Here is a 24,693-nt window from a genome sequence, read left to right as displayed (position 1 = left end):
ACTTATCCCCTGCCGGAGACCCGCATGTCCCACTCGGTCCGCATCACGCACGCCAACCCTGAACTCGCGAATCTCAAGCTGTCGTGGGCGACACCAGTCTTCACGGACGAGGACGGCATCGGTTCGCTTGAGTCGTTGCACCAGGCGGGGGACGCCTTCGTCGCCGTCGGCATGACGGGATCGGAAGGGATGACCATCGTGGGAAGCGGAGTGATGGTCGCTCCCGGAATGGTGCTGACCGCCACGCATGTGATCGATGAGATCGAGGCGGCCGGGGAGACGCCCGTGCTTCTCAGCTTCCTGCCAGACGCCGCGCGGGCATGGCTTCCCATCGGGTTTTCGACGCTGTCGAGCCCCAGCGCCTTCTACCACGACGTAACGGTATCCTCGGACATCACATTGATCAGCTGCAGCCTGAACTCCGATGCGCTCGAGGCGGCGCCCCTGTCTCTCGCCCCGATGCGCGTCACCCTGCCATTGCTCGGCGACCGCCTATGGGCGATCGGATTTCGGCATCAGGATCTCCAAGGCGGCTCGGCCCACATCAGCCCCATGATCTCATCCGGAATCGTCACCCAGGCGTTCCCAATGGGTAGAGGCGAGCGCATGCCGTCACCTTGCTTCGAGGTGGGCATGGAAACGATCGGCGGCATGAGCGGCGGCGCCGTCGTGAACGCCGACGGCGAAGTCGTCGGCGTGGTGTCGTCGTCTCCAGACGGCGGGCCGTCCTACATGACCCTGATCTGGGACGCGCTCCGCCTTCGCGTTAAAGGCCCGATCCCTAGGCTCTCGCGAAACGAGACCGTAAGTCTGTTGGGCGCGAAAGCCGCCAGTCTGGCCAAACTGTCTGGCGACGTCGATCGAAATCCTTGGGGCGAGGTCACGTTCAACCTGTCGACCGAGGAAGCGGCGTTGTTCGCGACATCAGCGCCTATCGAAACCTCAGACGGCGAGGGCCGACGGGCTCTTACACGCGACGAGCGCAGTGAGTTCGTCGAGCAATGGGGCGCCGAACTGGAGGAAGAAGGCGCCCTCGCCGTCGTGATGGCGCTCACGCGCTTCTCGACAGCAAAAATGGCCGACTTCCTCGTCGCTGCGGGGGTCCCGTCGGAACTTCTGACCGAGGTTTCCGGATTTTCAGTGGAGGACTTCGAGGGGGTCGAGGATCTCGAGTTGATGCGGGCCGAGGATCGCCCGAACGGCACGATGCAGGTCGAGTTCTTCATTCGAATGCTGACGCTGGTCTGGACGCTCGAAATGCCAGCGGCGTTCCACTTGGCGCACGTAGACGCCATGGCCGCCGAGTTCTTGAACATCGAGGTCGAGGATGATGTGGCGCGAATGGAGTTTATCCATCGCGCCTACTTCCGCATCGAGGCGGTTCTTGTACCGGACTCCGGGGGCTTCGCCGACATGGTCGTGACGTCCAGCGCGCTCATTCCGTCAAGGCGAAAGCGATAGAGGGCGTCCCGACCGCAAGGAGGGACTTAGTCGATCGGGGAGGAAAACAAAAAAGCCGCGCGCCCCCCAAGGGCGCGCGGCGAGTTTTCAGGGCTGACGTCGCCTATTCGGCGGCGAACCGGTAGGCGTCGTCACCGCCCGGCGCAGCAGACGTCTCCTCCCCTTCCGGCTCCCGGGCGTCGGGATCGACCGCCGGGACGGTGCGCAGCACGAACGGCAGCCATCCCTTCCCCTCGACCAGCCGTTCGGCAGCGTCCGCCATATCGCCCTTCTTGAAGCCGGCGATCCGCCCGGTTTCCTCAGCGCTCGTCGCCTCGGTCACGGCTTCCAGCACCCGCGCTTTCGACACCCGCGAGAAATAGCTCGCTGCGGTCGCAGACCACGTGGCGGTCATGTCCAGACCGGTGACGGTCGCCAGCGTCTCGGCATGGGCCAAGGCGTCCGGCTTGCGGTCATGCGGATCGCGCACGGCGTAGAGGCCGACGCCGGTGCAACAGGCCATCAGGTCCAGCAGGTCCGACGGCGCCATGAGCGTCAGAACAGCCCAGAGGTCTCGAGCCTCCTCAGGAAGCCGCGCGCCCCAAGCTTCCATCCGGTCGGCTACACGCCTTCCGGCGGGGCCGTCGCTGACCCCCGGCGCCAACCGTTCCAGACCGGTCACGCTCATGCGCAGTTGCAGGGGCGTCCAGACGCCCCACGCCGGGTAGAAGACCTGCAAGGCGAGGGCGTGGATCACGACCGTCAGGGCGATGTTCGCGTCGGCCTGAACCGCGTCGCGCAGCCCCATGGTGCGGTGGGCGGTCAGATCGATCACCAGCCGTTCCGACAGGGGTGCCAAGCCTTCGTCGGCGTCCGCTGGAGTGGACGCCGCCTCGCCCTCCCCGCTTTCCGCTTCCGTCCAGCTCTTAGGCGGCTCCGGATCGGCGGCACGGTCACTGACCACATCCTCGGCCCGCACCAGACCCCGCTCGAACCGGGCCAGCCCATCATGGCCAAGCAGGACCATGACCCCAGCCCGCGCCTTGGCTTCGGGCGAGTAGTCGAAATCGGGCCCACAGGCTTGAAGGGTCTTGTCGATCTCCTCGAGCCGCGCGTCCGCCTCGGGCGACAGGGCGTCCCCAGCATCGGTCCCAGACACAAGGGCGTCGTATTCCTCCGACAGGGCCGCGATCTGCGCCGCCTCGGCATCAGACCGAACGACCTCGACCGGATAGACCCGGCCCAGGGCGCTGACCTCCGCATAGTCGGACGCCGCCTCGGCCCACTTCCAGCCCTCGCGCTGGCGCAGGTCATCGGCCAGACCGACCAGCTTTTCATCAACCAGCCGGTCCAGAAGCGAGGGGTCTTCCAGCCAGCCGCCGCCGTCCTCGGTGAAGAGGTCGCGTAACACCGACCCGCCCTCGGCCTCATAGGTCTCGACGCCGACGAAGAGCGCGCGGCGGTCGTCAGCCCGCACCTTGGCCTCGGTCATCGCCCGTCGGATAGCGTGGACGGGCCTATAGTCGCCCATCTGTTCGAACACCTGCCGCTGGCGGTCCTGATCGGCGCTGACGCAGAAGGCCATCAATTGGTCCAGCGCCAGCGCCCCGTCCCGATAGGCCGTCATCAGTTCCGCCGCCGCCGCCCCGAGGCGCAGACGCTGACGCACCACATTCGCCGTCACCCCGAACCGGGCGCCGATCTCCTCAGGGCCGTAACCGCATTCGTCCGCGAGGCGCTTGAAAGCCTCGAACTGGTCGGCCGGGTGCATGGCCTCGCGGGTGATGTTCTCATCCAGACTGATTTCATGGGCGTCGTTCTCGGCATCGACCGTCACCCTGACCGGATGGGTGTGCTTAATCGCTTTGCGCTTGGCCAGCAGCCGCAGCGCCGTGCGCCGCCCTTCCCCGATGGTGACGAGGTAGTTCCCCGTAGCCACGCCTTCGGCGTCCCTCTCGATTTCCACCACGGGCGGCTGCAACACCCCCTTGGCCTTGATCGACGCGGCCAGCGCCTCGATCCCCGCCTCGGTGTGCTTGAACTTCCGGGCGTTCCTCGGGGACGCCTTCAACCGGTTCAGGGGAACCACAATCTGCGCGCCGTGGACCGGCTCGGGCGTCACCTCGCAAGCGGCGGCGTCAGCCGCCGCAGGGATACGGGCTTGGGTGGATTGAGCAGTCATGTCTGCCTCCTTGGGCAAGGGTTGCAGGCACGCGAAAGGCGCGCCTGAAACCCTGCCCGTCGGCGAGACCGGGGTAGCAAGGGCCAGGGCGGATCGGCCGGAGGGGGATCGCCCGGCCTGCACAAGCCTCCGATCATGCCCAGCGTCGCCCTTGTCGCCGGCGCGGAAGGCCGGGGAGACCGGCCGATCCGGCGGCGAAGCCGCGCACCCTGGCCCACGCGAGGGCGGAGCCCTTAGCGCTGGATCGGACGGCTCGCGACTCGGTCTAGACATGGAGGATGCCTAGCGCGCCTCAAGTTCATGCCTGTCTCTGGTGCGGAGCGACACGGTACGCGCCGTCGCTTGAACACATCATTCCCGAGGCCTTGGGCTGCCCTGAAGGCTTCGTCCTGCATGAAGGCGTCTGCGAGCGTTGCAACAACGGACTGGGCCACGTCGATCAGGCGCTTGTGCGTCAGTTCGAGGTGCAGACGGTGATGGCAGGAATCCCACGTAAGAAGGGCCGGCGCCCCACCATCGAAGGATGGGCGCCATTGCGCGGCGCGCAGGGCCCGAACGGACCGATCCTTCATCTGAACGCAGGCCCCGACGACGTGATTATCGACGGTCGCCCCCTTAAACCCGCGGGACGCGCGACCGGAATCCATTCGGTCGAGATGAGCCGGGACGGCCGCGTCGGCACACTGCGGTTCAGCATGGATATTGGTCGGGATCCCAAGCTTCGGCGGGCCCTCTACAAGATCGGTCTGGAAACCGTCGCCCTCTACTTCGGCCTGCCGCGGGCTCTCGACCCCGCGTTCGATCCGGTCCGCGCCTATGTCCGACACAGCGCCGGGGACTTTGCCGTGATCGTGATGGATGCCGGAGCCGGAGACGGCCATGAGGTTTCGGCGCCCTGGAAGGGACCTGAAGGCCTGATCGTTCCCGTGACGATCTTCGGCGTCAGCTTCTTGCTCGACCTTCTGCAGGATCAAAAAGGCCTTGATCGGATCGAAGGCGAGTTGCGGAAGACGCGGGGGGGCGAGGGCTGGAGCCGGCTCGGCGGTCGACGCCCGTAGGCTTCTGCGTCCCGCCGGCGGACTGCGCACTGGGTCGGGCTACCGAGGCGCGTTCAACTCGCGACCGGGTCGAACAGAAGGTCTTCAGCGTTTTCGGGGAGTGGCGCTTCCTCCCGAATGCGGTCGGTGGGACTGATGCGGTGCCATGTCAACGGCGGCAAGTCCTGAAAGGGCGCAGGCGGCGTGAACGGGTCTCCGATCCAGCCGACGATCCTATAGTTCTGGTTCCACTCCAACGCCCAGAACCACGGGTCTCCCTCCGGGCCGGGTCGCAGGGCGGCACGAAAGAAACCATCAGCTGTCGTGAACTCGGCGAGACGGACATAGCCGTGAGCTCGGCGTGCGATCTCCAGGAGCTTGGGGTTACCCCAGTCGCGGTAGGAATAGGCGCTGAAAAAACCAAACCGATCGCCAGACAGCAGACGCGTAGTCTCGCTGCGGCGAGGATCCAGACTGGTGCAAAGGCTGAAAATGCCCTGGACGTGCCGAAAGGCCAGCAGCCGGATAGCGTCTGGTTCCACCTGGGCGCCAGCGATCATCCCGAAGGTGAATGGCCCCATGGCCACCTTGAACTCATGCCGAACCTGGCCAACCGGTTGTCCACGTCGCCGGTCGAAAGACGCCGCCGCCTTGGCGCACGCAACCGCGTCAATCAGGGGGTCCTCGCGGCCAGGGCTGGTCAGGAGCGTCACCGCCGAAATGTGATCCTCGATCTCAGCCTTCTCGCGGTTGCACCGCTTGCAGGCCCGAAAGATGAAGTTGAAGGCCTTGGGATCAGCCATCAGACCCGGCGCAGCGATACGCCGGTTGATCAGATGCTCCTTGTCGCTTTCGACAACCGATCCAACCCCGACGAACTCGCCGCAATACAGGCAGTGCTGGTTGGAATGCTCAGGCTTGCGGTGGAACCAGGTCACCGTGGCGAGGCCCGGCCTCGTGCCAAATGGCACGCGCTGGCCGGATTGCGGAGTAGCGTTCATGTCCATTGATTGCCAAACATCGCAGAAGTCGCGTCGGTCAGGATAGTGTGATCGCCAGATCGTCTCTTCAACAACCTTCGAGCCCGAATGCCCTATTCCGACGAAGAGGTCGCCGAGATGCAAGACCAGCGAGACGAGTGGCTGGAGCGCGAGTCCGCCCTGACGACCGCTCTCTTTCGGCTGGAGCTTCAGAACGCTCCAGCCAGGGAAATGATGACCCATGGCGTATGTCGCCGCCTGTCCGATCTGAAGCATGGATTGAAACGGGTTTTCGAGATCCTGCCGCCCCAGGAGGCCGAACCGACACGCGAGGCGGTCCTGGACGCCACGGCTTTCCTTCAGGCCTTCGTCATCAACATCTTTGGGGCCATGGACAATTTGGCTTGGCTCTGGCGACTCGAGGCGGACGTACGCGGGCGTAATGGACAGCCGCTGCATCGCAACCGGATCGGTCTTACGCCGGACAATGCGGACCTGCGCGGAAGCCTCTCGGCCAGGACCCGGGAGTATCTGGCCGGCACGGATGCATGGTTCGAATATCTGGAAGAGTATCGTCACGCGCTCGCGCACCGCATTCCGCTCTACATTCCGCCGAAGCAGCTCGACGATGAGGCTGCAACCGAGTTTGCGCGCCTTGAGGCGCTGGTCGGCGCGCCGGGCTGGGATTGGTCTGAATGGCCTGCTGTGCTCGCCGCTCAACGTCGGCTAGGTATCTTCGAACCCGTGATGATGCATTCATTCGGCGAGGGCGCGCGTCCCATGCGTCTCCACGGGCAGATGGTGTGCGATTTCGCCACCGTGATCGAAGTCGCCGAGCACATCGTGGCCGATCTAAAGGCGCGGCGAGCGCCCGCCGCTCCGGTCGTCTAAACACTGCTCCCAATCGAAGGCTTGTCCAGTGCCACAGATCAAGCGCGAACGCCCGACGTTCGCTACGGCTCACAACTTCCACAAGACGGGGACTCATGTTCGGTTTTCGCCCGAACATGCAGTTTCCGATGAAGAGCGAAAGGCGATAGCGGAGGAGGCTTTCGTCGAACTGACGCGCCTTCTGAAGGAGCAGTTTCCTCGTTCTGCGAACCTCGAGTACGCGATCCTGAAATCGCACTTGATCGTCGAGTTCGCGATTACGGACTACATCCGCTGCGTCTCCAGCGTGCTCGTGGACCTCGCCGACCTGCGCCGGTTCTCCTTCGCCCACAAGCTGGAGATCGCTTACCTCATGGGCTTGGGGGTAACGGACCCGCTACTCCTTCCGAGCATTGAACGCCTCAACAAAATCCGGAACCAGGTGGCGCACACCTTCGTCCTGGATCGTTCGCTGGTCGACGAAATGTTGCGCGTAAACTCGGAGGATTACGTCGACTTCGCCGTAAAGGACGACCGCGAACGCGTCCGCCGCCTTCGATGGCTTTGCAACCTAGTCGCTGGAAAGATCGCAGCGCAGGTTCAAGTCCATATCTTCCACTCGAGCGAGGAATGGCGCAGCCAAATCTCTGATCGGCTGAAGCCGGACTAGCGTCCTACTGGCGGACGAGTTTCGGTGGTGCGGGCGGCCGGGGTCGAACCGGCATGGGCAAAGCCCGACGGATTTTCATACCACTTCGACTTTCGCCGCCGCCCAGAGGCGTTCGTGGTCTGGACTATCCCTTCGTCATAGCCGCAAGGCCTTAGACGCCGCCCGTCTAGTCTCTACACCTTCCCATCACGGATGACGGGCTTGGCTCGGGATCGCCATTTCACAGGGTTCCCCGACTTTGAGCGGTTCTACGTCCGGGATTTCCCCCGGCGCACTCAATCCTCAGCTTAAGTCCGTTGCGTCTACCAGTTTCGCCACGCCCGCGGGCCGAGTTGAATCTATAGCCACGTATGGAGCGTGAGCCAAGGCGAGCCTTGACGACCTACGTCGTCTCGTCGCTCGCCGCCCGCCGTTTGGCGGGCTTCTGTTTGCGGACATTGATGGCCGACGCGTCCAACGTGTTCGCGATATGGGACGCGTAGTATTTCTCGATCATCTCGACGCTGGTCCGGCAGTTTTTGGCGACCTGGTAGATATCGGCCCCCTCCATCAAACGCAGGCAGATGTAGGTGTGGCGCAGGCTGTAGGCCGTGCGGGGATTACCCTCCCGATCCTTCTTCAGATCGAGCTCGTCGAGGACCGCGTTCAGCAGTTCACGCTGCACAAGCCCGAAGACGAGATCGGACGGCTCACCGCCCTTCCTCTTTTTTACCCGCTGGAACGGCAGGACGGCGCCCGGCATGCTCTTGCAATAGCCGACGCCCCGTTTGCCGCGAACCTCGATCTCCAGAATACGCTCGCCGGTCGCGTCATCGACCACGACCGAGACATCGCGAAACTGCAGGCGCTGCGCCTCGTCGGGACGAAGGCCGGTGTTGACCATGAACAGCACATAGTCGTGGAACTGCTCGCATTCCTCGCGCCATCGCTCCTTCTTTGGATTGCGGGCGCGTTCGCGGGTCGCCTCGTAGAGCCGCTTGTATTCCTGAGGCGAGAACCACGCCCGATGGCTGATCTTGCCTGAGGCGCGATAGGGGCTGGACATGTCCGGCAGCGCTGCGATCCAACCCTTCCTGTTGGCGGTCTTCAACACCTGACGAAGGCAGACGATCTCGTTGTGCAAGGTCTGCCGGCTTGGTCTCTTCCAAGCCCGAACCTTGCCGACCCTCTCGCGCCCATCCTTCACATACCGCACGCGAGCGGGCTCTGAAGGAGGCGTGACCCGGTGCAGCCGATATTCCTGGATACGCCCGGCGGTGACCTGGGACAGCGGCAGGTCGCCGAAGAAGGGGTTGAGGTAGAGGCGCAGCACCCTGCCTTTACCCGCCACGTAGGACGGATTGCGCTCACCGAGCGTCATGGCCTCGTACTCGCGCTCGAAGACCGCTGCCGCTTCGCGGAACGTCTTCTCGCCTGGCTGGGCCTTCGGAACAGGCTCCGAACGGGCAGGTTGGCCCGCCTGAACAACCAGCCCCCCGCGCCGCCGAAGACGGTCCTCCGCTACGCGGTCCAGATACCAGTCGCGCGCAAACTCGCGCGCGTATGCAATGTTCGTCTCCTTGGTCGACTGCCGGTGATTGCGACCATTCAGATAGGTGGCGCACTGCCAGAACCGGCTGTTCTCGCGGCGGTACACATGGAGCTTTCCTTCCATGAGCGCATGGGTCTCAGACACAACGCCTCCTCGCCGTGACCGGCAGGTGTGTAAGGCATGTGTAAGAGCTTAAACGCTACAACCGTTTGATTTTATTACGTAAATATACGGTGTTGGGTTTTAAGTCTGCTGCGTCTACCAGTTTCGCCACGCTCGCCTTGTGAGGCCCCTAGGGCTTGGCCGGTGTAGCCGCCGAACGCAGGGCGCGGAAGTCCACATCGGAATCGGCGATCAGACGCACCAGAGCAGCCCAGGCGGCGACGTTCTGGGTCATCTGCGCCGGATCGATCTTGTCCAGGGTGTCGTCGGCCGTGTGGTGCAGGTCGAAGTAGCGCGTGCCGTCCTGCGCCAGACCGAATACGGGCACGCCCGCCCCGGCCAGCGGGCCGATGTCCACGCCGCCGTGCAGTTCGGGCTCGTTCGAAGGCAGGACGCCGATCGGGCGCAGCACCCGCGCGGCGATCTTGGCGAAGTCGCTGCCTTGCGCGCCGGGCGGCAGACCCAGGGCGTAGATGCGGTCGGCGCCGAAGTCGCTCTCGCCCGCGATGACGTGTTTCTCGACGCCCGCCGCGCCGATGTTGCGCAGGTAGGCGCCGCCGCCGTTGCCGGTGTCGGTCGGCTGGGCCACTTCTTCCGATCCATAGAGGACCACGCGCACGGTGCGGCCCGGACGGCCCTGCTCGGCGATCAGCTTGGCCGCGGCCAGGGTGATGGCGCCGCCCGCCGCGTCGTCGATCGCGCCGGTGCCCAGGTCCCAGCTGTCCATGTGCGAGCCCAGAACGATGATCTCGTCTGGCTTGGTCGCGCCGACGATGTCGCCGATCACGTTCTGGCTGTGGGTCTGATAGGTGTGGGCGGTGGACTTCAGGCGCAGCCGCACCGGCTCGCCCATCTTCACCAGCCGCGCCACCTGGTCGGCGTCAGGAGCACTCAGGGCGAAGGCCGGAAGCGGCACCTTGCCCTCGACATAGCGTGTGGTGCCGGTGTGCGGCATGCGGTGCTCGTCCGAACCGGCAGAGCGCATGACGAAGGCGACCGCACCGCGCTTGGCCGCCTCGGTCGGACCGACCCCGCGAATGCGCGACAGCGAGCCGTAGCCCGAGCCATCCTGCATCCGCACCATCTGGCCGCCGTCAACGACCGCGATCTTGCCGTTCAGCGAGCCGACCGGCGCCGCCAGCAGGGCGTCCAGACCATCGAAGAAGACCACGTCGGCCTCGATGCCGTTCGCGGGCGTGGCGATGGAGTGGCCGAGGGCGGCCGCGACCAGCTTCTGCGGGCGGGCGCCCAGCAGTTCGGCGCTCTCCTCGCCCCGCTCCCAGCCCACCAGCGGGAACTGTTCGATGCGAACGTTCTGGAAGCCGTGAGCGCGCATGTAATCAGCGGCCCAGTCGGCGGCCGCCTGTTCCGAGCGCGAACCCGCTGGGCGGGCGCCGAAGCGGGTGGTGACCTGGGTGACGTAGTCGAGGGCGATGTTGGACTGCAAGGCCATGTCGCGCACCTGCTCGGCGGCGCGAATGACGGCGGCGTCCTGGGCCAGAACCGGCGTGGCGATCAGGCCGAGCGCCAATGCGCTGGCGGCCATCAGACGGGCATTGAACGACATGGAGCGCCTCCCAGACTCACAAAGAAGGCGCGGACCCTAGCGGTTGGGACCTGCGACCGAAAGCCTCAGGTCCCCGCCAATATCACTCGCCCTTGAGGAAGGGCTCGACCGGGCCTTGCAGCTTGACGGTCAGGGCCTTGCCGCGACGGTCGACGCGGTTGCCGACGGCCAGGCGGACCCAGCCTTCCGAGACGCAGTATTCCTCGACATTGGTCTTTTCCTCGCCCTTGAAGCGGATGCCCACGCCGCGCATCAGCAGGTCGGCGTCGTGGAAGGGGCTGTCGGGATCGACCGAAAGGCGGTCAGGCAGGACGTCGGACATGGAGGGCTCTCGCGAAAATCGAAGCGCGCTGAATAGCGGCGCGCGATCGGGATGCCAACCGCGCCTTTGTGCTGAACGCGCCGGCTACTGAACCGACTGACGCGCTGCAGCCGGAGACGCGGCGTCAGCGGCGGGCGGCGCATAGGGACGCGGTCCGGCCTCGGCGGGAGCGGCGGTCAGGGTCGCGGGACGGGCGGCTGGACGCGGCGCCGGGCGCTGGGCGGCGGGACGCGGGGCCGGACGGCGCGCAGGCTGAGCCGCCGGTTGCGCGGCGGCGGGTGTGGCGGCGGACGTGGCCGTTGCAGGCGCCGCCGTGCGGGCCGGGGTCGGGGCCGCAGCCGGAGCCGCCGTGGGAACCGCCGCCGGGGCCGCAGGCGTCGCACCCGCCGTCGCGGCGGCGGCGCGGGCGGCGAACTGCTGGGCCTGGAAACGTCTGGCCAGCTTCTCGGTCAGTTCGCGAGCGCCGGCGGGCGGCATCTGGGCCATAATGGCGGCCAGGGTCCGAGGCCGCATGGCGGCGGCGACAGGCAGACGCACGCTGTCGTCCAGGGTGTTGAACACGGCCGCCGCCTCCTTGGGCCGCATGGCGGAATAGACGGCGACCAGGCGATCCGTCTCGGCCTTTTCCTTCTCGTCCACCTGACCGACCAGGGCGGAGATCTCGCCCTTCAGGGCCTCCAGCGCCTGCAGCTTGGCGTCCAGCTTCTGCTCGGCGGCCACCATCAGCGGCAGGGTGGTGGCGAAGTCGGCGTCGCGCGCGTCCAGGGCGTCGCGGCGCTTGGACAGGGACTGGATGATCCGCAGTTCAGCCGGCGAGATCCCCGCCTGTTGGGCCAGTTGCTCCGGCGTCAGGGCGCAGACGGCGGGCGCCGGCTTGGCGGCGGCGGCTCCCCCGCCCTCGCCCGGCGTCTCGGCGGTCACGGCTTCCTGGGCCCAGGCCGTCGCGCCCTGGAACAGCTCCGGCGCCACGCCCGCCGCGCGCACGGCCACGACCCCGCCAATGGCGATGGCGATCAGGGGCAGAAGACGGGGCAGCTTGCTCATCGGTCAACTCAGGTCGTCGGCGCCCTCAAGTCGTCCGACGCCGCGCGTCGGACATAGGGCCAGAAAGATGTTTCCCCTCAAGTCGTCCGAGGCCGCGCCTCGGACATAGGGGCTCTTAGAATCAAGCAGCGAAAAGATCTTCGTCCAGGCTACGACGGGCGCGGTTTAGGCTCTGTTGCGCAGCATGGTTAGCGGCCAGGGCCTGACGCACGGGCGTGGAGGCTTCGACCGGCGCCGTCGGACGAGCGGCGGGCGCCTTCATCACGGCGCGCGCGCCCTCGATCCGCTCCATCAGCGAGGCCATGCGACGCGCGCGGGCTTCGTCGTCCAGCAGAGGCGCGACGGCCGAGGCCGGAACCTGCAGTTCCAGCGGCTCCTCAGCCGGCGCGGCGACCTGGGGGGCGGCCGAGCGGGACGGCAGGCCGGCCGGGGCGCGGGCGATCAGCACCTCCAGTTCCTGCTTCACAGCGCGGGCCTTGATGATCCGGTCGTGCAGCAGGTCGGTTTCCTGCCCCGATGCGCGCAGGGTCGCCAGGGCCTTCTCGGCGCGACCGGCAGCGTTGTTCAGCTCGGTCACAGCGCCGGCGAAGGCCAGTTGGCCCTCGCGCAGGGCCTTGAGCTTCTTCTCCAGCTTGATGCCGTAGCCGATCGCCGCGACGAGCAGCAGCATGAGGATGGAGTCGAGGATGATGCCGGTCATGTCAGCTGTTCTCCCTGGAGATGCGAGCGGCGGCGTCGGTGCTGATGGGCGCCTCGACGCGAACGGCGATGTGCTGTCCCTTGCGGCCCATGCGGCCGGTGGTCAGCGGGATGGAGCCCGCGCGCACCGAGACCTCGGAATCCGGCGTGGCGTTCAGCATCAGGGTGTCGCCAACCTTCAGGTCCAGCACCTTGGACAGGGGCATCTGCTGCTCGTCCAGCACGCAGCGAACCTCGGTTTCGGTGGTCCAGAGTTCGGTGGCCAGGTGGCCTTCCCAGATATTGTCGCGGCCGAACTTCTCGCCCATGAACTGCTGCAGCAGCATCTTGCGGATCGGCTCCAGCGTCGAATAGGGCAGCAACAGCTCGACCCGGCCGCCGCGATCTTCCATGTCGATACGCAGCTTGACCAGGATGGCGGCGTTAGCCGGACGCGCGATGGCGGCGAAACGCGGATTGGTCTCCAGCCGGTCCAGGTTGAAATGCACCGGCGTCAGCGGCTCGAACGCCTGACGGGCGTCGTTCAGGATGACCTCGACCATCCGCTGCACCAGCACCCGCTCGATGGTGGTGTAGGGCCGCCCCTCGATCCGCAGCGCCGCCGTGCCGCGACGCCCGCCCAACAGGACGTCGACGATCGAATAGATCAGGTTGGAATCGACCGTCAGCAGGCCGTAGTTGTCCAGCTCCTCGGCCCGGAACACCGCCAGGATGGCCGGCAGCGGGATCGAGTTCAGATAGTCGCCGAAACGGATGGAGCTGATGGTGTCGAGGCTGACCTCGACGTTGTCGGAGGTGAAGTTGCGCAGGCTGGTCGTCATCAGCCGCACCAGGCGGTCGAAGACGATCTCGAGCATCGGCAGGCGCTCGTAGGAGACCAGGGCCGAGTTGATGATGGCGCGAATGCCGCTCCGTTCGGAGTCGTCGCCGTCGCCCATGTCGAAGCCCAGCAGGCTGTCGATCTCGTCCTGGTTCAACACGCGCTCGGACAGGGCCGCGCCCATGTCCGCCCCAAGGTCGGCGGCGCCGCCGAAGGGGTCCAGCTCGTTCTCTGTCGCCAGGGTGTCGGTCATGCCTACTGCACCAGCATTTCTTCGATCAGGACGGCATCGACCTTGCCCGGGGCGGCGATCAAATTGACCCGGCGCAGGATCTCGACCTTCAACTGATAGACGCCGGCCGATCCGGCCATGTCTTCCGGCCGCAGTTCGCGCAGGAAGCCCTGGAACATATCCTGCATCCGCGGCGTCTCCTCCTGCAGATGCGCAGCCAGGGCGGCGTCCTTCATTTCAAGCGTCAGCTTCAGCTTCAGATAGGTCGGGCGACCGTCCGGCGTCTGAATGTTCACGATCATGTCGGGCAGGGTGTAGAAGGTCACGCCGTCGGGACCGGCCGAGATCTTGCCCAGAGCGGGATCGGCTTCGCCGCCTTCGCCGCCGCCGTGATCACCGCCCTTCTTGGCCTTCTCGTCCTTCTTTTCCGCCTTGCCGTGATCAGCGCCCGCTTCGGCTTCAGCCGGCTTGGGTTTCATCAGGAAGAAGGCCGCCGCCCCGCCGCCGCCCAGCACCACCAGGGCCGCCGGGATGATGATGAACAACAGGGGCAGCTTCTTCTTGGCGGGCGCGCCTTCGCCCTCGCCGCCCTCGCCTTCGGTTGCGGCGGGCAGGTTGGCGTCGTCGCCTTCCGGCGCCGCATCCTTCTTCTTGCCCAGCTTCAGCTTCAGCATCCGCACGTCGCCCCGATCATCACAGACTTCTTGATGAGGCGTTTTTGGTTAACGAGGCGTTTACGATCGGCAAATCCTGCCGGGCGCCCACAAGGCCAAACCGGCTCAAACCCCCGCCACGACTGGATTAACCCTGTTGGCACGGACGTTGCGACGAGATCGGCGAAGGAGCCGCACTCGTGGAAAACGCCGCCTACATCGGATTGTCCCGTCAGATGACGCTTCGCCGCGAGCTCGACATCGTGGCGAACAACGTCGCCAACGCCGACACCACCGGGTTCAAGGTCGAACAGCTGATGGTCGGCGCCGAGATCGGTCAACGCGCCCGCAACGACAACATCCGTCCCTCGGCCAGTTTCGTGCTGGACAAGGGCGTGGGCCGCGACTTCGGCCAGGGCACGATGAAGCAGACGGGGCGCGGCCTGGACTTCGCCATCGAAGGCGAAGGCGCCTTCTTCCGCGTCCAGAGCGGCGCTGGCGAGGCCTACACCCGTGACGGCGGCTTCACCACCAATGCCGAGGGCGTCCTCACCACCAAGCAGGGCCTGCCGGTCCTGGGCGACGGCGGCCCGATCACCCTGGACCCCGAGCGCGGCCCCGCCAGCGTGGCCCCTGACGGGACCATCAGTCAGCAAGGCCTGCCGGTAGGGCGCCTGACCGCCGTCCGCTTCGACGCCCTGTCCGTCCTGCAAAAAAGCGGCGACGGCCTGTATCGCAACAGCTCCAACACCCAGCCGACCGACGCGACCGACGCCCAGATCCGCCAGGGGATGCTGGAAGGTTCGAACGTCAACACCCTGCTGGAAATCACCAACCTCATCGAGATCAGCCGCGCCTACGAGCGCGTCACCAAGATGATCGAAAACGCCAACGATCTGTCCCGTCGCTCGGTCGAGCGGCTGGGCCGGGTCAGCTAGAAGGACCGCTGAACGATGCGCGCTCTCAGAACCGCCGCCTCGGGCATGGCCGCCCAGCAGCTGAACGTGGAGGTCATCTCCAACAACATCGCCAACATGAATACGGTCGGCTTCAAGCGCCAGCGGGCCGAGTTCCAGGACCTGCTGTATCAGAACGTCGAGCGCATGGGGGCCCAGTCCTCGACACAGGGCACCGTGGTTCCGACGGGCATCCAGATCGGCGCCGGCGTCAAGGCCGGCAGCGTCTATCGCATCACCGAACAGGGCAGTCCCAGCCGCACCGGCAACCTCTATGACGTGGCCATCGACGGCAAGGGCTACTTCCAGATCACCCTGCCCTCGGGCGAACTGGCCTACACCCGCGCCGGCAACTTCACGGTCAACGGCGAGGGTCAGCTGGTCACGGACGACGGCTACCAGGTCGAACCGGCCATCGCCATTCCCCAGGACATGGTCGATGTCTCGATCTCGAAGTCCGGTCAGGTCCAGGTCAAGACCCAGGGTCAGACCGAGCCGCAGGTCGTGGGTCAGCTGGAACTGGCGACCTTCTTCAACGAGGCGGGGCTGGAAGCCATCGGCGACAACCTGCTGCTGGAAACCGCCGCATCGGGCCCGGCCACCGTCGCCGCCCCCGGCGAGCCTGGCTACGGCACCCTGATGCAGGGCTACACCGAAGCCTCGAACGTCGACGCCGTCAGCGAAATCACCGCCCTGATCGTGGCCCAGCGCGCCTATGAGATGAACTCCAAGGTCATCACCACCGCCGACGAGATGCTGTCCGTCTCGGCCCAGGTGAAGAGCTAGGTCACGGCCATGATCCGCAGCTTCACACTGGCTCTGGCCGTCGTCGCCCTCGCCGCCCCAGCCCTGGCCGGTCCAGTCAGCCTGCTGCCCGATCCGACCGACGACGACGGCCGCGTCACCCTGGGCGAGTTGTTCGACGACGCAGGCGCCGCCGCTCATGTCGTGGTCGGCCAACGCGCCGGCGCCACCGTGGTCTTCGAAGCCGCACAGGTGCAAGCCGTCGCGCGTCGCGCCGGTCTGGACTGGGCCAATCCCCAGGGCCTGCGCCGCATCGTTGTGCGTGAAGGCGGCGCCGCCCCGGCCGAAGCCGCCGCCCGCCCCGCGGCCGCCACCGTGGGGCGCCCCGGCGCCACGGTCGAGGTCCTGACCTACGCCCGCAGCCTGGCCGCCGGCGACATCGTCCAGCCGGAAGACGTGGTCTGGTCCGCGGTCCAGGCGCACCAGGCCCCGGCCGGCGGTCCCCAGGACGCCGATCAGGTCGTCGGCCTGTCGGCCAGGCGCGCCCTGCGCGCCGGCGCCGTCGTCACCAGCCGCGACCTGGCCTCGCCGCAGGTCATCGCCCGCAACGACATGGTCGAGGTCGCCTACATCGTCGGCGGCGTTGAACTGACCGTCACCGGCAAGGCTACGCGCAACGCCTCGGCGGGCGAGGCCGTACCGGTGCTCAATGTGCAGTCGGGCCGCACCATCGACGCCGTGGCTGTCGCGCCCGGCCGGGCCGTGGCGGGCCCCCCCGCCCAGGCCGCCCGCACCCACCCGCAACAGTTCGCCGCCCGCTGAGCGCGCAGAAAGATCCTGTCATGCGTAAGTTCCTGATCCTCGCCGCCGCTGTTTCCGCCCTGTCCCTGGGCGCCTGCTCCACCGCCATGGAGGCGGTGAAGGGCCCTGAGCTGGCCCCGATCGGCTATCCGGCCGCCCTGGTTCCGGTCGAGCAGGCCTACCTGCCTGCTCCCACGCCCAACGCCGCCAGCGCCAACAGCCTGTGGCGTACCGGCGCGCGCAGCTTCTTCGGCGACCAGCGCGCCCGCCGCGTCGGCGACATCCTGACCGTCAACATCGACATCAACGACCGCGCCCAGACCCAGAACTCAACCCAGCGCGCCCGCACCAACAGCGCCTCAGGCGGCGTGACCAACTTCTTCGGCCTGGAAAACAGCCTGGGTCGCGCCTTCCCCGGCGGCTTCGACCCCGCCAACATGATCGGCACCGAGGGCGAGGCCAACGCCTCGGGCTCGGGCAGCGTCAACCGCTCGGAACGGGTCAGCCTGACCGTCGCCGCCGTGGTCACCGCCGTCATGCCCAACGGCAACATGGTCATCCAGGGTCGGCAGGAAGTGCGCACCAACCGCGAAGTCCGCGAGCTGACCGTGGCCGGCATCGTGCGCCCCGAGGACATCTCCTCGGCCAACACCATCGCCCACACCCAGATCGCCGAGGCGCGCATCAGCTACGGCGGTCGCGGCGACATCAGCCGGATGCAGGCCACGCCCGCGGCGCAGTCGCTGGTGGAGCGCTTCAGCCCGTTCTGACCGACGTTCGATGGGCGTGTTGTCCCGGTGACTCACGGTCACGGAATCGCGCGTGCTCAAGCGGAGCGGTGAACCGTTAACAAGCGACCCGCGTTTGTTCTGTCGAACGCGAGTGATTTGTGATGCTGAAGTCCATTGTCCCCGTCGTCGCCGCCCTGGGTTTCGCCGCCCTGGCCGGACAGGCTCTGACCACCGCCCCCGCCGCACCGGGCCAGGGCGCCGCAGGTTGGCATCTGCTGCATGAAGGCGCGATGGCCAAACTGGCCTACGGCCTGCCGGATTCCGATCAGGTGGCCCTGATGCTGACCTGTTCGCCGGGCGACCGCGCCGCCGTGGTCTATGGCGATGTCCAGCCGCGCAGCCCCGCCCTGACGCCGATCGCCATGGGCCCGCAGCCGATCGATCCCCTGTCTGACGGCGAAGCCTTCGAGGCCCGCCTGCCCCTGACCGACGCGGCCCTGACAGGCCTGGCGCGCGGTGGCCGCATCGCCGTCCAGACCGAGGGCGGCGATCAGCAGATTCGGGCCAGTCGCGCCGAACGCCGCATGGTTCAGGGCTTCCTCAGCTATTGCGCTTCCAGCCACGCCTGATCAAAGTCCGCCTATCCTTTCAGCGGGGGCTGAACCATGACCGCCTTGATCGGGCTTGCCCAAGCGACGGCTTTGGCCCTGGCCCTCCAGAACGCGCCCCAGACGGCCGAAGCCTGGACCTGGACCCTCTATTCGGACAGTCGCCCCCTGGTCCTGGCCAACGAAATCCCTGACACGCCGCGTCTGCGCTCCACGCTGGAATGTGCGCCCGGCTCCAGCATCGTTCGGCTGATCCTGTATGGCGCGGCGCCCGCCGAAGGCATCGCCGTCGTCACGTCGGGCGCCGCCGCGGCCAATGTGGAAGTCCGTCCCAGACGCGGTCAGCTTCAGACCGTGCTTCGTACCGATCATCCTGTCTTCGCCGCCTTCCTCGCCAGCGGCAAGCTGCAGGTTTCGATTGGCGCGCAGACCTCTCCTGTAGAGATTGATCGGACGAATCTGTCCAAGCTGCGCCGGTTCGCTGAACTCTGCACTGGCTAGGAATTCTCATGCGCCCCGTCGTCTGGATCGCCCCCGCCCTCGTGGCGCTTGCGCTCACGGCCTGCGCGCCCACGATGAAATCCGAGCTTGTCGGCGCCGGCGGCGGCTCACCCGTCCCGACCGCCGGCTACGACTGGCACCTGAACGAGGATGCGGAGGAAGCCAGCCTGTCCTACGGCGTGGCCGAGACCGATGATGTGCCGCTGGACCTGTCATGTCGCCCCGGCTCGGGCGCCCTGCAGATTTTGCAGACCGTCAATAATGGTCACCCCCGCGTCATCGCCCTCGAATCCGGCGGCGACACGGAAACCTATCCCGCCAGGGCCGAGCCCTCGGCCCTGCACGACGGGGTAGACCTGACCGCGGATGCGCGCACCGCCGATCCGGTCTTCCTGCGCTTCCGCAAGCTGGGCTGGCTCGCGGCCTACGGTCCCGACTACCGCACCCCCTTCGTGGCCCAACCCGGCTCCGCTGGACAGATCGACCGCTTCTTCGCGCTCTGTGGCTAGGGCCTCCATCACAGCTTGACCGTCGGCTTCGCCGCCTGTCTGCTCTCCCCGCTTGAGGGAGAATGACATGGGCAAGCAATTTCTGACGGAACGACTTCTGCTCGGGGCGGCGCTGGCCGCCTTCATTGCGCACCCGGCCCTGGCTCATGCCGCGTCGAACGCCTCTGCGCCGGCCGAAACTCACGCCCCGGCCAATGCCGCCAGCGTGGCGCTCGCCAGCGTCCTGGCCGATTACGAGGCCTACCTCCGCCGCATCGACCCGATCAGCGCCGGCATGGAGGGCGACAGCGAAGCCTTGTCGCGCCTGCCCGATCCCACCCGCGCGGGCGAGTTGGCGCGCGTCGCCCCGCTGACCGCCCTGCTGAACCGTGTCGAGGCGATCAGCCCGTCAGCGCTCAACGAAGACGAGCAGCTGAACCGATCCTTCGTCGCCTATCTGATCCGCCGCAACCTGGACGCCATTCCGCTGGACGGCGGACGCCTGGCCTTCAGTTCCGAAGGCGGCCCCGGTCAGGGCGTGGCCTATCTGGCCAGCTCGACCCGCATCACCTCGACCGCTGACGCCGAGGCCTGGCTGTCGCGGATGAGCGCCATTCCCTCATACTATGACGCCGCCATCGCCGACGCCCGGCGCGGCCTCGACACCGGTCTGGTCCAGGCGCGTTCGGTCGTCGACAGCGCCCTGGCCCTGGCCGAAACCGATGTGAAGCCGCGCGAGGGCGGCGACATCCTGATGCAGCCGTTCAACACCCTGCCCGCGACCATCCCCGCGGCGGATCAGGCGGCCTTGCGCGCCCGCGCCCAGACCCTGATCGACGGCCCGATCAACCAGCGCCGCGTGGCCTGGCGCGACATGCTGAAGAACGACTACCTGCCCAAGGCCCCGACCGAGCCCGGCATGACCCACCGCCCCGGCGGCCGTGCGCTCTACGCCAACGCCGTGCGCAGCTACACCACCACCGACCTGACCCCAGACCAGGTGCATCAGATCGGCCTAGAGGAGGTCGCCCGCATCCGCGCCCGGATGCAGGATGAAATGCGCGCCGCCGGCTGGACCGGCGACTTCGCCGGCTTCCTCCACTTCCTGCGCACCGATCCGCAGTTCTATGCGACCAGCCGCGAACAGCTGCTGGAAAAGGCCTCCGAGATCGCCAAGCGCGCCGACGATCGCCTGCCCGCCCTGTTCGGCACCCTGCCCCGCCTGCCCTATGGCGTCCGCCCCGTCCCGCGCGAGATCGAGGACAGCTACACCACCGGCCGCTACAATTCCGGCTCGATGCAGAACGGCGTGGCCGGCGGATACATCGTCAACACGTCCAAGCTGGATCAGCGGCCGCTGTATGAGTTGCCGGCCCTGACGGTCCACGAGGCCGTCCCCGGCCACCATCTGCAGATCGCCCTGCAGCAAGAGGCGGCGGATCAGCCCTATTATCGTCGCGGCGCCGACGTGACCGCCTTCACCGAAGGCTGGGGCCTCTATTCCGAGTTCCTGGGCGAGGAAATGGGCATCTACCGCACGCCCTATGAACGCTTCGGCCGCCTCAGCTATGAGATGTGGCGCGCCTGCCGCCTGGTGGCCGACACCGGCCTGCACTGGCTGGGCTGGACCACGGAACAGGCCCGCGCCTGCTTCCGCGACAACTCCGCCCTGGCCCCGCACAACATCGAAACCGAACTGCAGCGCTACATCGGCTGGCCCGGTCAGGCCACGGCCTACAAGATCGGTGAGATCCGCCTGCGCCAGATCCGTCAGAAGGCCGAGCGGGAACTGGGCGACCGCTTCGACGTGCGCGCCTTCCACGACGCCCTGCTGGTCGATGGCCCCCTGCCGCTGGACCTGCTCGACGCCCGCATGGATCGCTGGATCGCCGAGCAGAAGGCCAGGCCCGCGACCTGATTAAAGCCCCAGCTCCGCCCGCGCCTTCTTCGTCAGCTTGCCGACGATGATCGCGTGGGCGGAGCGGATGTGGTCCGCCAGCTCCTCGTCCGCCCAGTCGTCGATGCGCGGCAGGTTCACCCACTTGGCGCGCGCCATATAGGGCGCCGGCCGCGCATGGCCGCTCTCGGTCAGCACCTCATAGGCGATGTCCGAGACCTTGAACGACACCCCGCCGGTCGCGCCCACCATGACGAACATCTTGCCCCCGACCTTGTAGGCGTCATGGTCGTCGCCGAACGGATGGTCCAGCCTTGCCCCCGGCAGCGCCAGACAAACCTTGCCTACCCCCTCCCGGTCCATCCTAGGCTTCCACGCCCACGCCGATCGGGCAGACCACGCCGGTTCCGCCGATGCCGCAGTACCCGGCCGGGTTCTTGGCCAGATAGCCCTGGTGATAGTCCTCGGCGAAGTAATAGGGCCCAGCCGGTTCGATCTCGGTGGTGATCGTTCCGCGCCCCGCCGCCGACAGCGCCGCCTGATAGGCGTCCCGCGACGCTTCCGCCTCCGCCTGCTGCGCGTCGTTCAGCGTATAGATGGCCGAGCGGTACTGCGTGCCCTGGTCATTGCCCTGGCGCATCCCCTGCGTCGGGTCGTGGTTCTCCCAGAAGGCCTTCAGCAAATCGCCATAGGAGATGACCTTCGGATCGAACACCACCTGGACCACCTCGGTGTGACCCGTCCGACCCGTGCAAACCTCCTCATAGGTCGCGTTGGGCGTAAACCCGCCCGCATAGCCCGCCGACGTCACCCAGACGCCCGGCAATTGCCAGAACACCCGCTCCACGCCCCAGAAACAGCCCATGGCGAAGATGGCCGTCTCGAACCCTTCCGGGTGCGGCCCCTTCAGCGCGTGGCCCAGAACGAAATGGGTCGCGTCGGTCGCCAGGGCGGTCTCCCGACCGGGCAGGGCGGTCTCGGCGGTGGGCAGTTCGGCGGTCTTCTGGAACAACATCTGAAAAATCTCGCAGAAATCAGCGGCAAAATCGACTTCCCCCCATATGGGGCCTCAGACAGCGCTTGCCGAGGGGGTCAGGCTGTTCTATCAGCCTCGCCTCCGCTGGAACGACCATCCGGCGGCTACACGGCGACGTCGTGGAAACGGACAGGTGGCGGAGTGGTCGATCGCGCACGCTTGGAAAGCGTGTGTACGTGAAAGCGTACCGAGGGTTCGAATCCCTCTCTGTCCGCCACCCGCTCATTTTTGAGCATATAGAACAATCACTTACTCCCGTTTTTGTCTAACTCATCGTCAGGGTTAGACATCGTTTGTTCTGGTTCTGGCCCGCCAATGCGCGCCATGGCGCTGGTGGCGAGGCCCTTCATGGCGGCCGTCCGCGTGTAGCGTTCGACCTCCTTGAGCGTCCTGTGGCCGGTCACGGCCATGATCTCGTGAGCGCTCGCCCCTGCCTCGGCCAATCGGCGCGCAGCGGCCTTGCGCAGGCCGTGCGCCGCCGCACCGGCAGGCAGACCCGCCTCTTTCGCCGCCGCCGAGATCCAGTTGCCGAATCCCTTGGCGGTGAAGGGCTCGCCCACCTGTGTGACAATGAAGGTCAGCTGAACTCACCTATCTGGTCGATCAAGCCTGCGACCCTCGCGCCACTGAATACCTCGAGCTGCCGAGCGGCGGTGCCTACGTCGGCGCTCCAACCGCCGCCCAATGGCCCCTCCGCATGGTCAGCGAGGACAGCGCCCACCCAGACGACGAAGACCCGCTGCGCGGGGCCTCCCTGGACGATGCATGGCTCGACGCTTCAATCAACGGCGAGTGGACAAGCTTGGCTGCAGGCCGCTAGTCCAACAACCTCAGCATGGTCGCCTTGAACAAGTCGCTCTCACGGTCCTTGAACACGTGAACAATCTGGCTTGTCGTGGTGATCCGGCCATCATCCTCAAGCCGCATGATGTGGCTGAGAACCTCACCGCCGATGTGACAGCGATCAGACATGTCGGGGTTCGCCCGGCTCGAGCCAGCTCCGAACCCCTTCTTCGCCGAGCCTGCTTGCCACGGCCCGTCGCACGCTCAGATCCTTGAACGCTGCTCGCACTGGCTGCTGTTCAAACCCGTAGTCGCGAACCCGGTTCGTCGCTCTGGGGGGTAAGGGGGGATTAAAGGGTTCTTCAAGGTATTGGGTATCGCGCCTGCAGAAACCCCAGTGTAGCGGCGCGATGCGCCACGAACACACCCTCGAAATCGATCAACCCGGCAAGTCGATCGCATTGGTCAACGATGATGTGCTCGGGTGATATGTCCCCCCAAATGAGTTGCGCTCTGGCCGCCGCGTTCGGGTGCGGCTTCCAGTTCAGCATCCTGCCTGCGACCTCTCTCAATGAGGAGGGCAGTTCCCCCCTCGCTTCGACCGCCCTTTTTGCTGTCGCTCTGACCAGATGGCGCAGAGTAGAATGCTCTGCCCGCACCGGCGAGATGAGGTCCCCGAAATTCTCGACGGTGAGTCCGCTCAGCAAGGCGAGTTGCTCCGATACATTTGACGCGAGCCGAGCGAGACTTGCGCCGTCGATTGTCGAGGCTGCGTCCTCGAGCGTGCGGCCCTCGATATAGCGATAAATGCTGTATCGCATCCGATCGGCCGTGGAGGCTGCAATCACCTCCGGGGTCATCAAACCGGCGGAACGAAACCGCTCGAGCAGCGCCGGTTCAACCGCACCTGCTTGCTCCCGGCCCAGAGGGTAGAACCGAACGACCAAACGACCGATCCTCGTGTGGACCAAGAACTTGTAGGTCATAACGCCCTTGGTGATCTGCTCGATCGCACTGGGAGGATGGCCGGTCAGTTCAGTAACCAGGCGTCGGGTTTCAGCCTCTAGAGCACTCATGCGCCCAACCGTTGGAACTGTGCCAACTTGGACATGTCCGGTTCGAATAGACGCTCACTGAACGCGTCAATCTGGATTGCATAACGGCAATTCTCGGTCATCCATGCCCAGGTATCAAGCTCGACTTCCCATCCCAGTTTAGCGGCGTAGTGCCAGAGCCTGATCCACAGCATACCGCTCCAGGTCAGTGGCGAAGCGGTATCAATTGGGGTGTCAGGATAGTCTGTGCGCACGACGCGAATTATCCTGGCTGCGGCGTCGGCAGCCCCGCCGATCGGATCAACGATCTGCCCTGACCGCAAGTCGATTGCGACAGCATTCGCCGTCAAATCAAACTGGCCCAGCATGTCGCAAATCGATCCCGCGTTCTGAAGCCCATTGCAAAACCGCTCGATGACCATGATGTCGGCAGTTTCGCAAGGGACTGCGGGAGCCCAACGTGGCGAACCGAGTGGTCCGGGGGTCAAGACCCCGCGATGCGCCAGGCGCTTCAGAAAAGACGGTGCCCCGTCCAAGCCGACGGCGAAGTCGAAATCCTTGGACCCTGACTGCCCGCTTAAAGCGTTCCGGACAACGCCCCCAACTAGATAGCAGGAGGGGAGCGCATCATAGGCCAACGCCTCCATAAATGCGGGACCACCCGCCCACCGGGCCACGCGGTCCATTACCATCTTTGCTGTTGAGCCCTGCATCACTCTATCTAACGGCGGGAAAGGCAAACAACCATCATCCAGGGAAAAGGAAGCGGCCATTCGAGACCAATAAGGCTGCAAGCGTGTGGATCGAACGATCGCAGCACCATATGCCTTTATAGCTCTGCCGCGCACGAGTAAGCTGTCGCAAATTAACTGCCGAAGCATTGC

Annotated in this window: 27 protein-coding genes and 1 tRNA gene; 13 read left to right on the top strand and 15 right to left on the bottom strand. The window is 66.1% G+C overall.

Features of this window, described 5'->3' with window-relative positions; genetic code table 11:
* The first annotated feature begins 24 nt into the window (after window positions 1–24).
* Window positions 25–1,461 carry a S1 family peptidase gene (locus IFE19_RS03195; protein ID WP_207825611.1) on the top strand — a complete coding sequence of 479 codons (1,437 nt, stop codon included), beginning with the start codon at window positions 25–27 and terminating at the stop codon, window positions 1,459–1,461.
* A 103-nt stretch (window positions 1,462–1,564) separates the two neighbouring features.
* On the opposite strand, the gene IFE19_RS03190 is transcribed toward IFE19_RS03195, so the two are convergent.
* Window positions 1,565–3,622, bottom strand: a complete 2,058-nt coding sequence (locus IFE19_RS03190) for a ParB/RepB/Spo0J family partition protein (protein ID WP_207825609.1) — start codon at window positions 3,620–3,622, stop codon at window positions 1,565–1,567.
* Window positions 3,623–3,987: 365 nt separating this feature from the next.
* On the opposite strand from IFE19_RS03190, the gene IFE19_RS03185 reads away from it, so the two are divergent.
* Window positions 3,988–4,680 (top strand): hypothetical protein, encoded by a 693-nt coding sequence (locus IFE19_RS03185; RefSeq protein WP_263972808.1) that lies wholly within the window; start codon window positions 3,988–3,990, stop codon window positions 4,678–4,680.
* A 53-nt stretch (window positions 4,681–4,733) separates the two neighbouring features.
* On the opposite strand, the gene IFE19_RS03180 is transcribed toward IFE19_RS03185, so the two are convergent.
* Window positions 4,734–5,666, bottom strand: a complete 933-nt coding sequence (locus IFE19_RS03180) for a hypothetical protein (protein ID WP_207825605.1) — start codon at window positions 5,664–5,666, stop codon at window positions 4,734–4,736.
* An 81-nt stretch (window positions 5,667–5,747) separates the two neighbouring features.
* Here IFE19_RS03180 and IFE19_RS03175 point away from each other — a divergent pair, with 81 nt between their 5' ends.
* Both IFE19_RS03175 and IFE19_RS03170 read left to right on the top strand, forming a co-directional pair.
* Window positions 5,748–6,530 (top strand): hypothetical protein, encoded by a 783-nt coding sequence (locus IFE19_RS03175; protein ID WP_207825604.1) that lies wholly within the window; start codon window positions 5,748–5,750, stop codon window positions 6,528–6,530.
* A gap of 28 nt (window positions 6,531–6,558) precedes the next feature.
* Window positions 6,559–7,179, top strand: coding sequence for a hypothetical protein (locus IFE19_RS03170; protein WP_207825602.1), 621 nt, complete (start codon window positions 6,559–6,561; stop codon window positions 7,177–7,179).
* Window positions 7,180–7,561: 382 nt separating this feature from the next.
* Here the strand turns inward: IFE19_RS03170 and IFE19_RS03165 are convergent, their stop codons facing one another.
* The 7 genes from IFE19_RS03165 to IFE19_RS03135 form a co-directional block, all read right to left on the bottom strand.
* On the bottom strand, window positions 7,562–8,854 hold the full coding sequence (locus IFE19_RS03165; RefSeq protein WP_225910372.1) for a site-specific integrase: 1,293 nt from the start codon (window positions 8,852–8,854) through the stop codon (window positions 7,562–7,564).
* A 148-nt stretch (window positions 8,855–9,002) separates the two neighbouring features.
* Entirely contained in the window at window positions 9,003–10,439 is a 1,437-nt protein-coding gene (locus tag IFE19_RS03160) for a M28 family peptidase (protein ID WP_225910371.1), read from the bottom strand.
* 82 nt (window positions 10,440–10,521) lie between these two features.
* Window positions 10,522–10,761 carry a DUF3297 family protein gene (locus tag IFE19_RS03155; RefSeq protein ID WP_207825600.1) on the bottom strand — a complete coding sequence of 80 codons (240 nt, stop codon included), beginning with the start codon at window positions 10,759–10,761 and terminating at the stop codon, window positions 10,522–10,524.
* Window positions 10,762–10,845: 84 nt separating this feature from the next.
* Entirely contained in the window at window positions 10,846–11,805 is a 960-nt protein-coding gene (locus IFE19_RS03150; RefSeq protein ID WP_207825598.1) for a MotE family protein, read from the bottom strand.
* A gap of 121 nt (window positions 11,806–11,926) precedes the next feature.
* Window positions 11,927–12,505 carry a DUF6468 domain-containing protein gene (locus IFE19_RS03145; protein WP_207825596.1) on the bottom strand — a complete coding sequence of 193 codons (579 nt, stop codon included), beginning with the start codon at window positions 12,503–12,505 and terminating at the stop codon, window positions 11,927–11,929.
* Window position 12,506: 1 nt separating this feature from the next.
* Window positions 12,507–13,577 carry a flagellar motor switch protein FliM gene (gene fliM, locus IFE19_RS03140; protein ID WP_207825594.1) on the bottom strand — a complete coding sequence of 357 codons (1,071 nt, stop codon included), beginning with the start codon at window positions 13,575–13,577 and terminating at the stop codon, window positions 12,507–12,509.
* Between the two features lie 2 nt (window positions 13,578–13,579).
* A complete protein-coding gene (locus IFE19_RS03135) occupies window positions 13,580–14,230 on the bottom strand; it encodes a flagellar basal body-associated FliL family protein (protein WP_207825592.1) in 651 nt (216 codons plus the stop codon).
* Window positions 14,231–14,409: 179 nt separating this feature from the next.
* Between IFE19_RS03135 and flgF the strand changes: the two genes are divergently transcribed.
* The 8 genes from flgF to IFE19_RS03095 all read left to right on the top strand — a co-directional run bounded on the left by flgF (window position 14,410) and on the right by IFE19_RS03095 (window position 20,956).
* Window positions 14,410–15,147 carry a flagellar basal-body rod protein FlgF gene (gene flgF / locus IFE19_RS03130; protein WP_207825590.1) on the top strand — a complete coding sequence of 246 codons (738 nt, stop codon included), beginning with the start codon at window positions 14,410–14,412 and terminating at the stop codon, window positions 15,145–15,147.
* 15 nt (window positions 15,148–15,162) lie between these two features.
* Complete coding sequence (gene flgG, locus IFE19_RS03125) at window positions 15,163–15,951, top strand: flagellar basal-body rod protein FlgG (protein WP_207825588.1); 789 nt, start codon at window positions 15,163–15,165, stop codon at window positions 15,949–15,951.
* Between the two features lie 9 nt (window positions 15,952–15,960).
* Window positions 15,961–16,731: a flagellar basal body P-ring formation chaperone FlgA gene (flgA, locus tag IFE19_RS03120; RefSeq protein ID WP_207825586.1), complete on the top strand. Its 771-nt coding sequence runs from the start codon at window positions 15,961–15,963 to the stop codon at window positions 16,729–16,731.
* Between the two features lie 20 nt (window positions 16,732–16,751).
* Window positions 16,752–17,480: a flagellar basal body L-ring protein FlgH gene (gene flgH / locus IFE19_RS03115; RefSeq protein ID WP_207825584.1), complete on the top strand. Its 729-nt coding sequence runs from the start codon at window positions 16,752–16,754 to the stop codon at window positions 17,478–17,480.
* A 122-nt stretch (window positions 17,481–17,602) separates the two neighbouring features.
* Complete coding sequence (locus IFE19_RS03110) at window positions 17,603–18,070, top strand: hypothetical protein (protein ID WP_207825582.1); 468 nt, start codon at window positions 17,603–17,605, stop codon at window positions 18,068–18,070.
* 36 nt (window positions 18,071–18,106) lie between these two features.
* Window positions 18,107–18,550, top strand: a complete 444-nt coding sequence (locus IFE19_RS03105) for a hypothetical protein (protein WP_207825581.1) — start codon at window positions 18,107–18,109, stop codon at window positions 18,548–18,550.
* A gap of 8 nt (window positions 18,551–18,558) precedes the next feature.
* Window positions 18,559–19,059: a hypothetical protein gene (locus IFE19_RS03100; protein WP_207825579.1), complete on the top strand. Its 501-nt coding sequence runs from the start codon at window positions 18,559–18,561 to the stop codon at window positions 19,057–19,059.
* Window positions 19,060–19,126: 67 nt separating this feature from the next.
* A complete protein-coding gene (locus IFE19_RS03095) occupies window positions 19,127–20,956 on the top strand; it encodes a DUF885 domain-containing protein (RefSeq protein ID WP_207825577.1) in 1,830 nt (609 codons plus the stop codon).
* Here the strand turns inward: IFE19_RS03095 and IFE19_RS03090 are convergent, their stop codons facing one another.
* Window positions 20,957–21,298: an MmcQ/YjbR family DNA-binding protein gene (locus IFE19_RS03090; protein ID WP_207825575.1), complete on the bottom strand. Its 342-nt coding sequence runs from the start codon at window positions 21,296–21,298 to the stop codon at window positions 20,957–20,959.
* Window position 21,299: 1 nt separating this feature from the next.
* Complete coding sequence (gene msrA / locus IFE19_RS03085; RefSeq protein WP_207825573.1) at window positions 21,300–21,950, bottom strand: peptide-methionine (S)-S-oxide reductase MsrA; 651 nt, start codon at window positions 21,948–21,950, stop codon at window positions 21,300–21,302.
* 148 nt (window positions 21,951–22,098) lie between these two features.
* On the opposite strand from msrA, the gene IFE19_RS03080 reads away from it, so the two are divergent.
* Window positions 22,099–22,188: transfer RNA gene (locus IFE19_RS03080), tRNA-Ser, on the top strand.
* Between the two features lie 28 nt (window positions 22,189–22,216).
* On the opposite strand, the gene IFE19_RS03075 is transcribed toward IFE19_RS03080, so the two are convergent.
* The 4 genes from IFE19_RS03075 to IFE19_RS03060 all read right to left on the bottom strand — a co-directional run bounded on the left by IFE19_RS03075 (window position 22,217) and on the right by IFE19_RS03060 (window position 24,582).
* Entirely contained in the window at window positions 22,217–22,531 is a 315-nt protein-coding gene (locus IFE19_RS03075) for a tyrosine-type recombinase/integrase (RefSeq protein ID WP_207825571.1), read from the bottom strand.
* 256 nt (window positions 22,532–22,787) lie between these two features.
* Window positions 22,788–22,943, bottom strand: coding sequence for a hypothetical protein (locus IFE19_RS03070; protein WP_207825569.1), 156 nt, complete (start codon window positions 22,941–22,943; stop codon window positions 22,788–22,790).
* Between the two features lie 173 nt (window positions 22,944–23,116).
* On the bottom strand, window positions 23,117–23,830 hold the full coding sequence (locus tag IFE19_RS03065) for a phosphotransferase family protein (RefSeq protein ID WP_207825567.1): 714 nt from the start codon (window positions 23,828–23,830) through the stop codon (window positions 23,117–23,119).
* Window positions 23,827–24,582, bottom strand: coding sequence for a hypothetical protein (locus tag IFE19_RS03060; protein WP_207825565.1), 756 nt, complete (start codon window positions 24,580–24,582; stop codon window positions 23,827–23,829). Before IFE19_RS03060 ends, IFE19_RS03065 begins: the two co-directional genes overlap by 4 nt.
* Window positions 24,583–24,693: the final 111 nt, after the last annotated feature.

It is taken from the genome of Brevundimonas pondensis, assembly GCF_017487345.1.
Lineage (GTDB): Bacteria > Pseudomonadota > Alphaproteobacteria > Caulobacterales > Caulobacteraceae > Brevundimonas > Brevundimonas pondensis.
The sequence above is the reverse complement of the archived record's forward strand: the minus strand, read 5'-3'. Positions and strand labels throughout refer to the sequence as shown.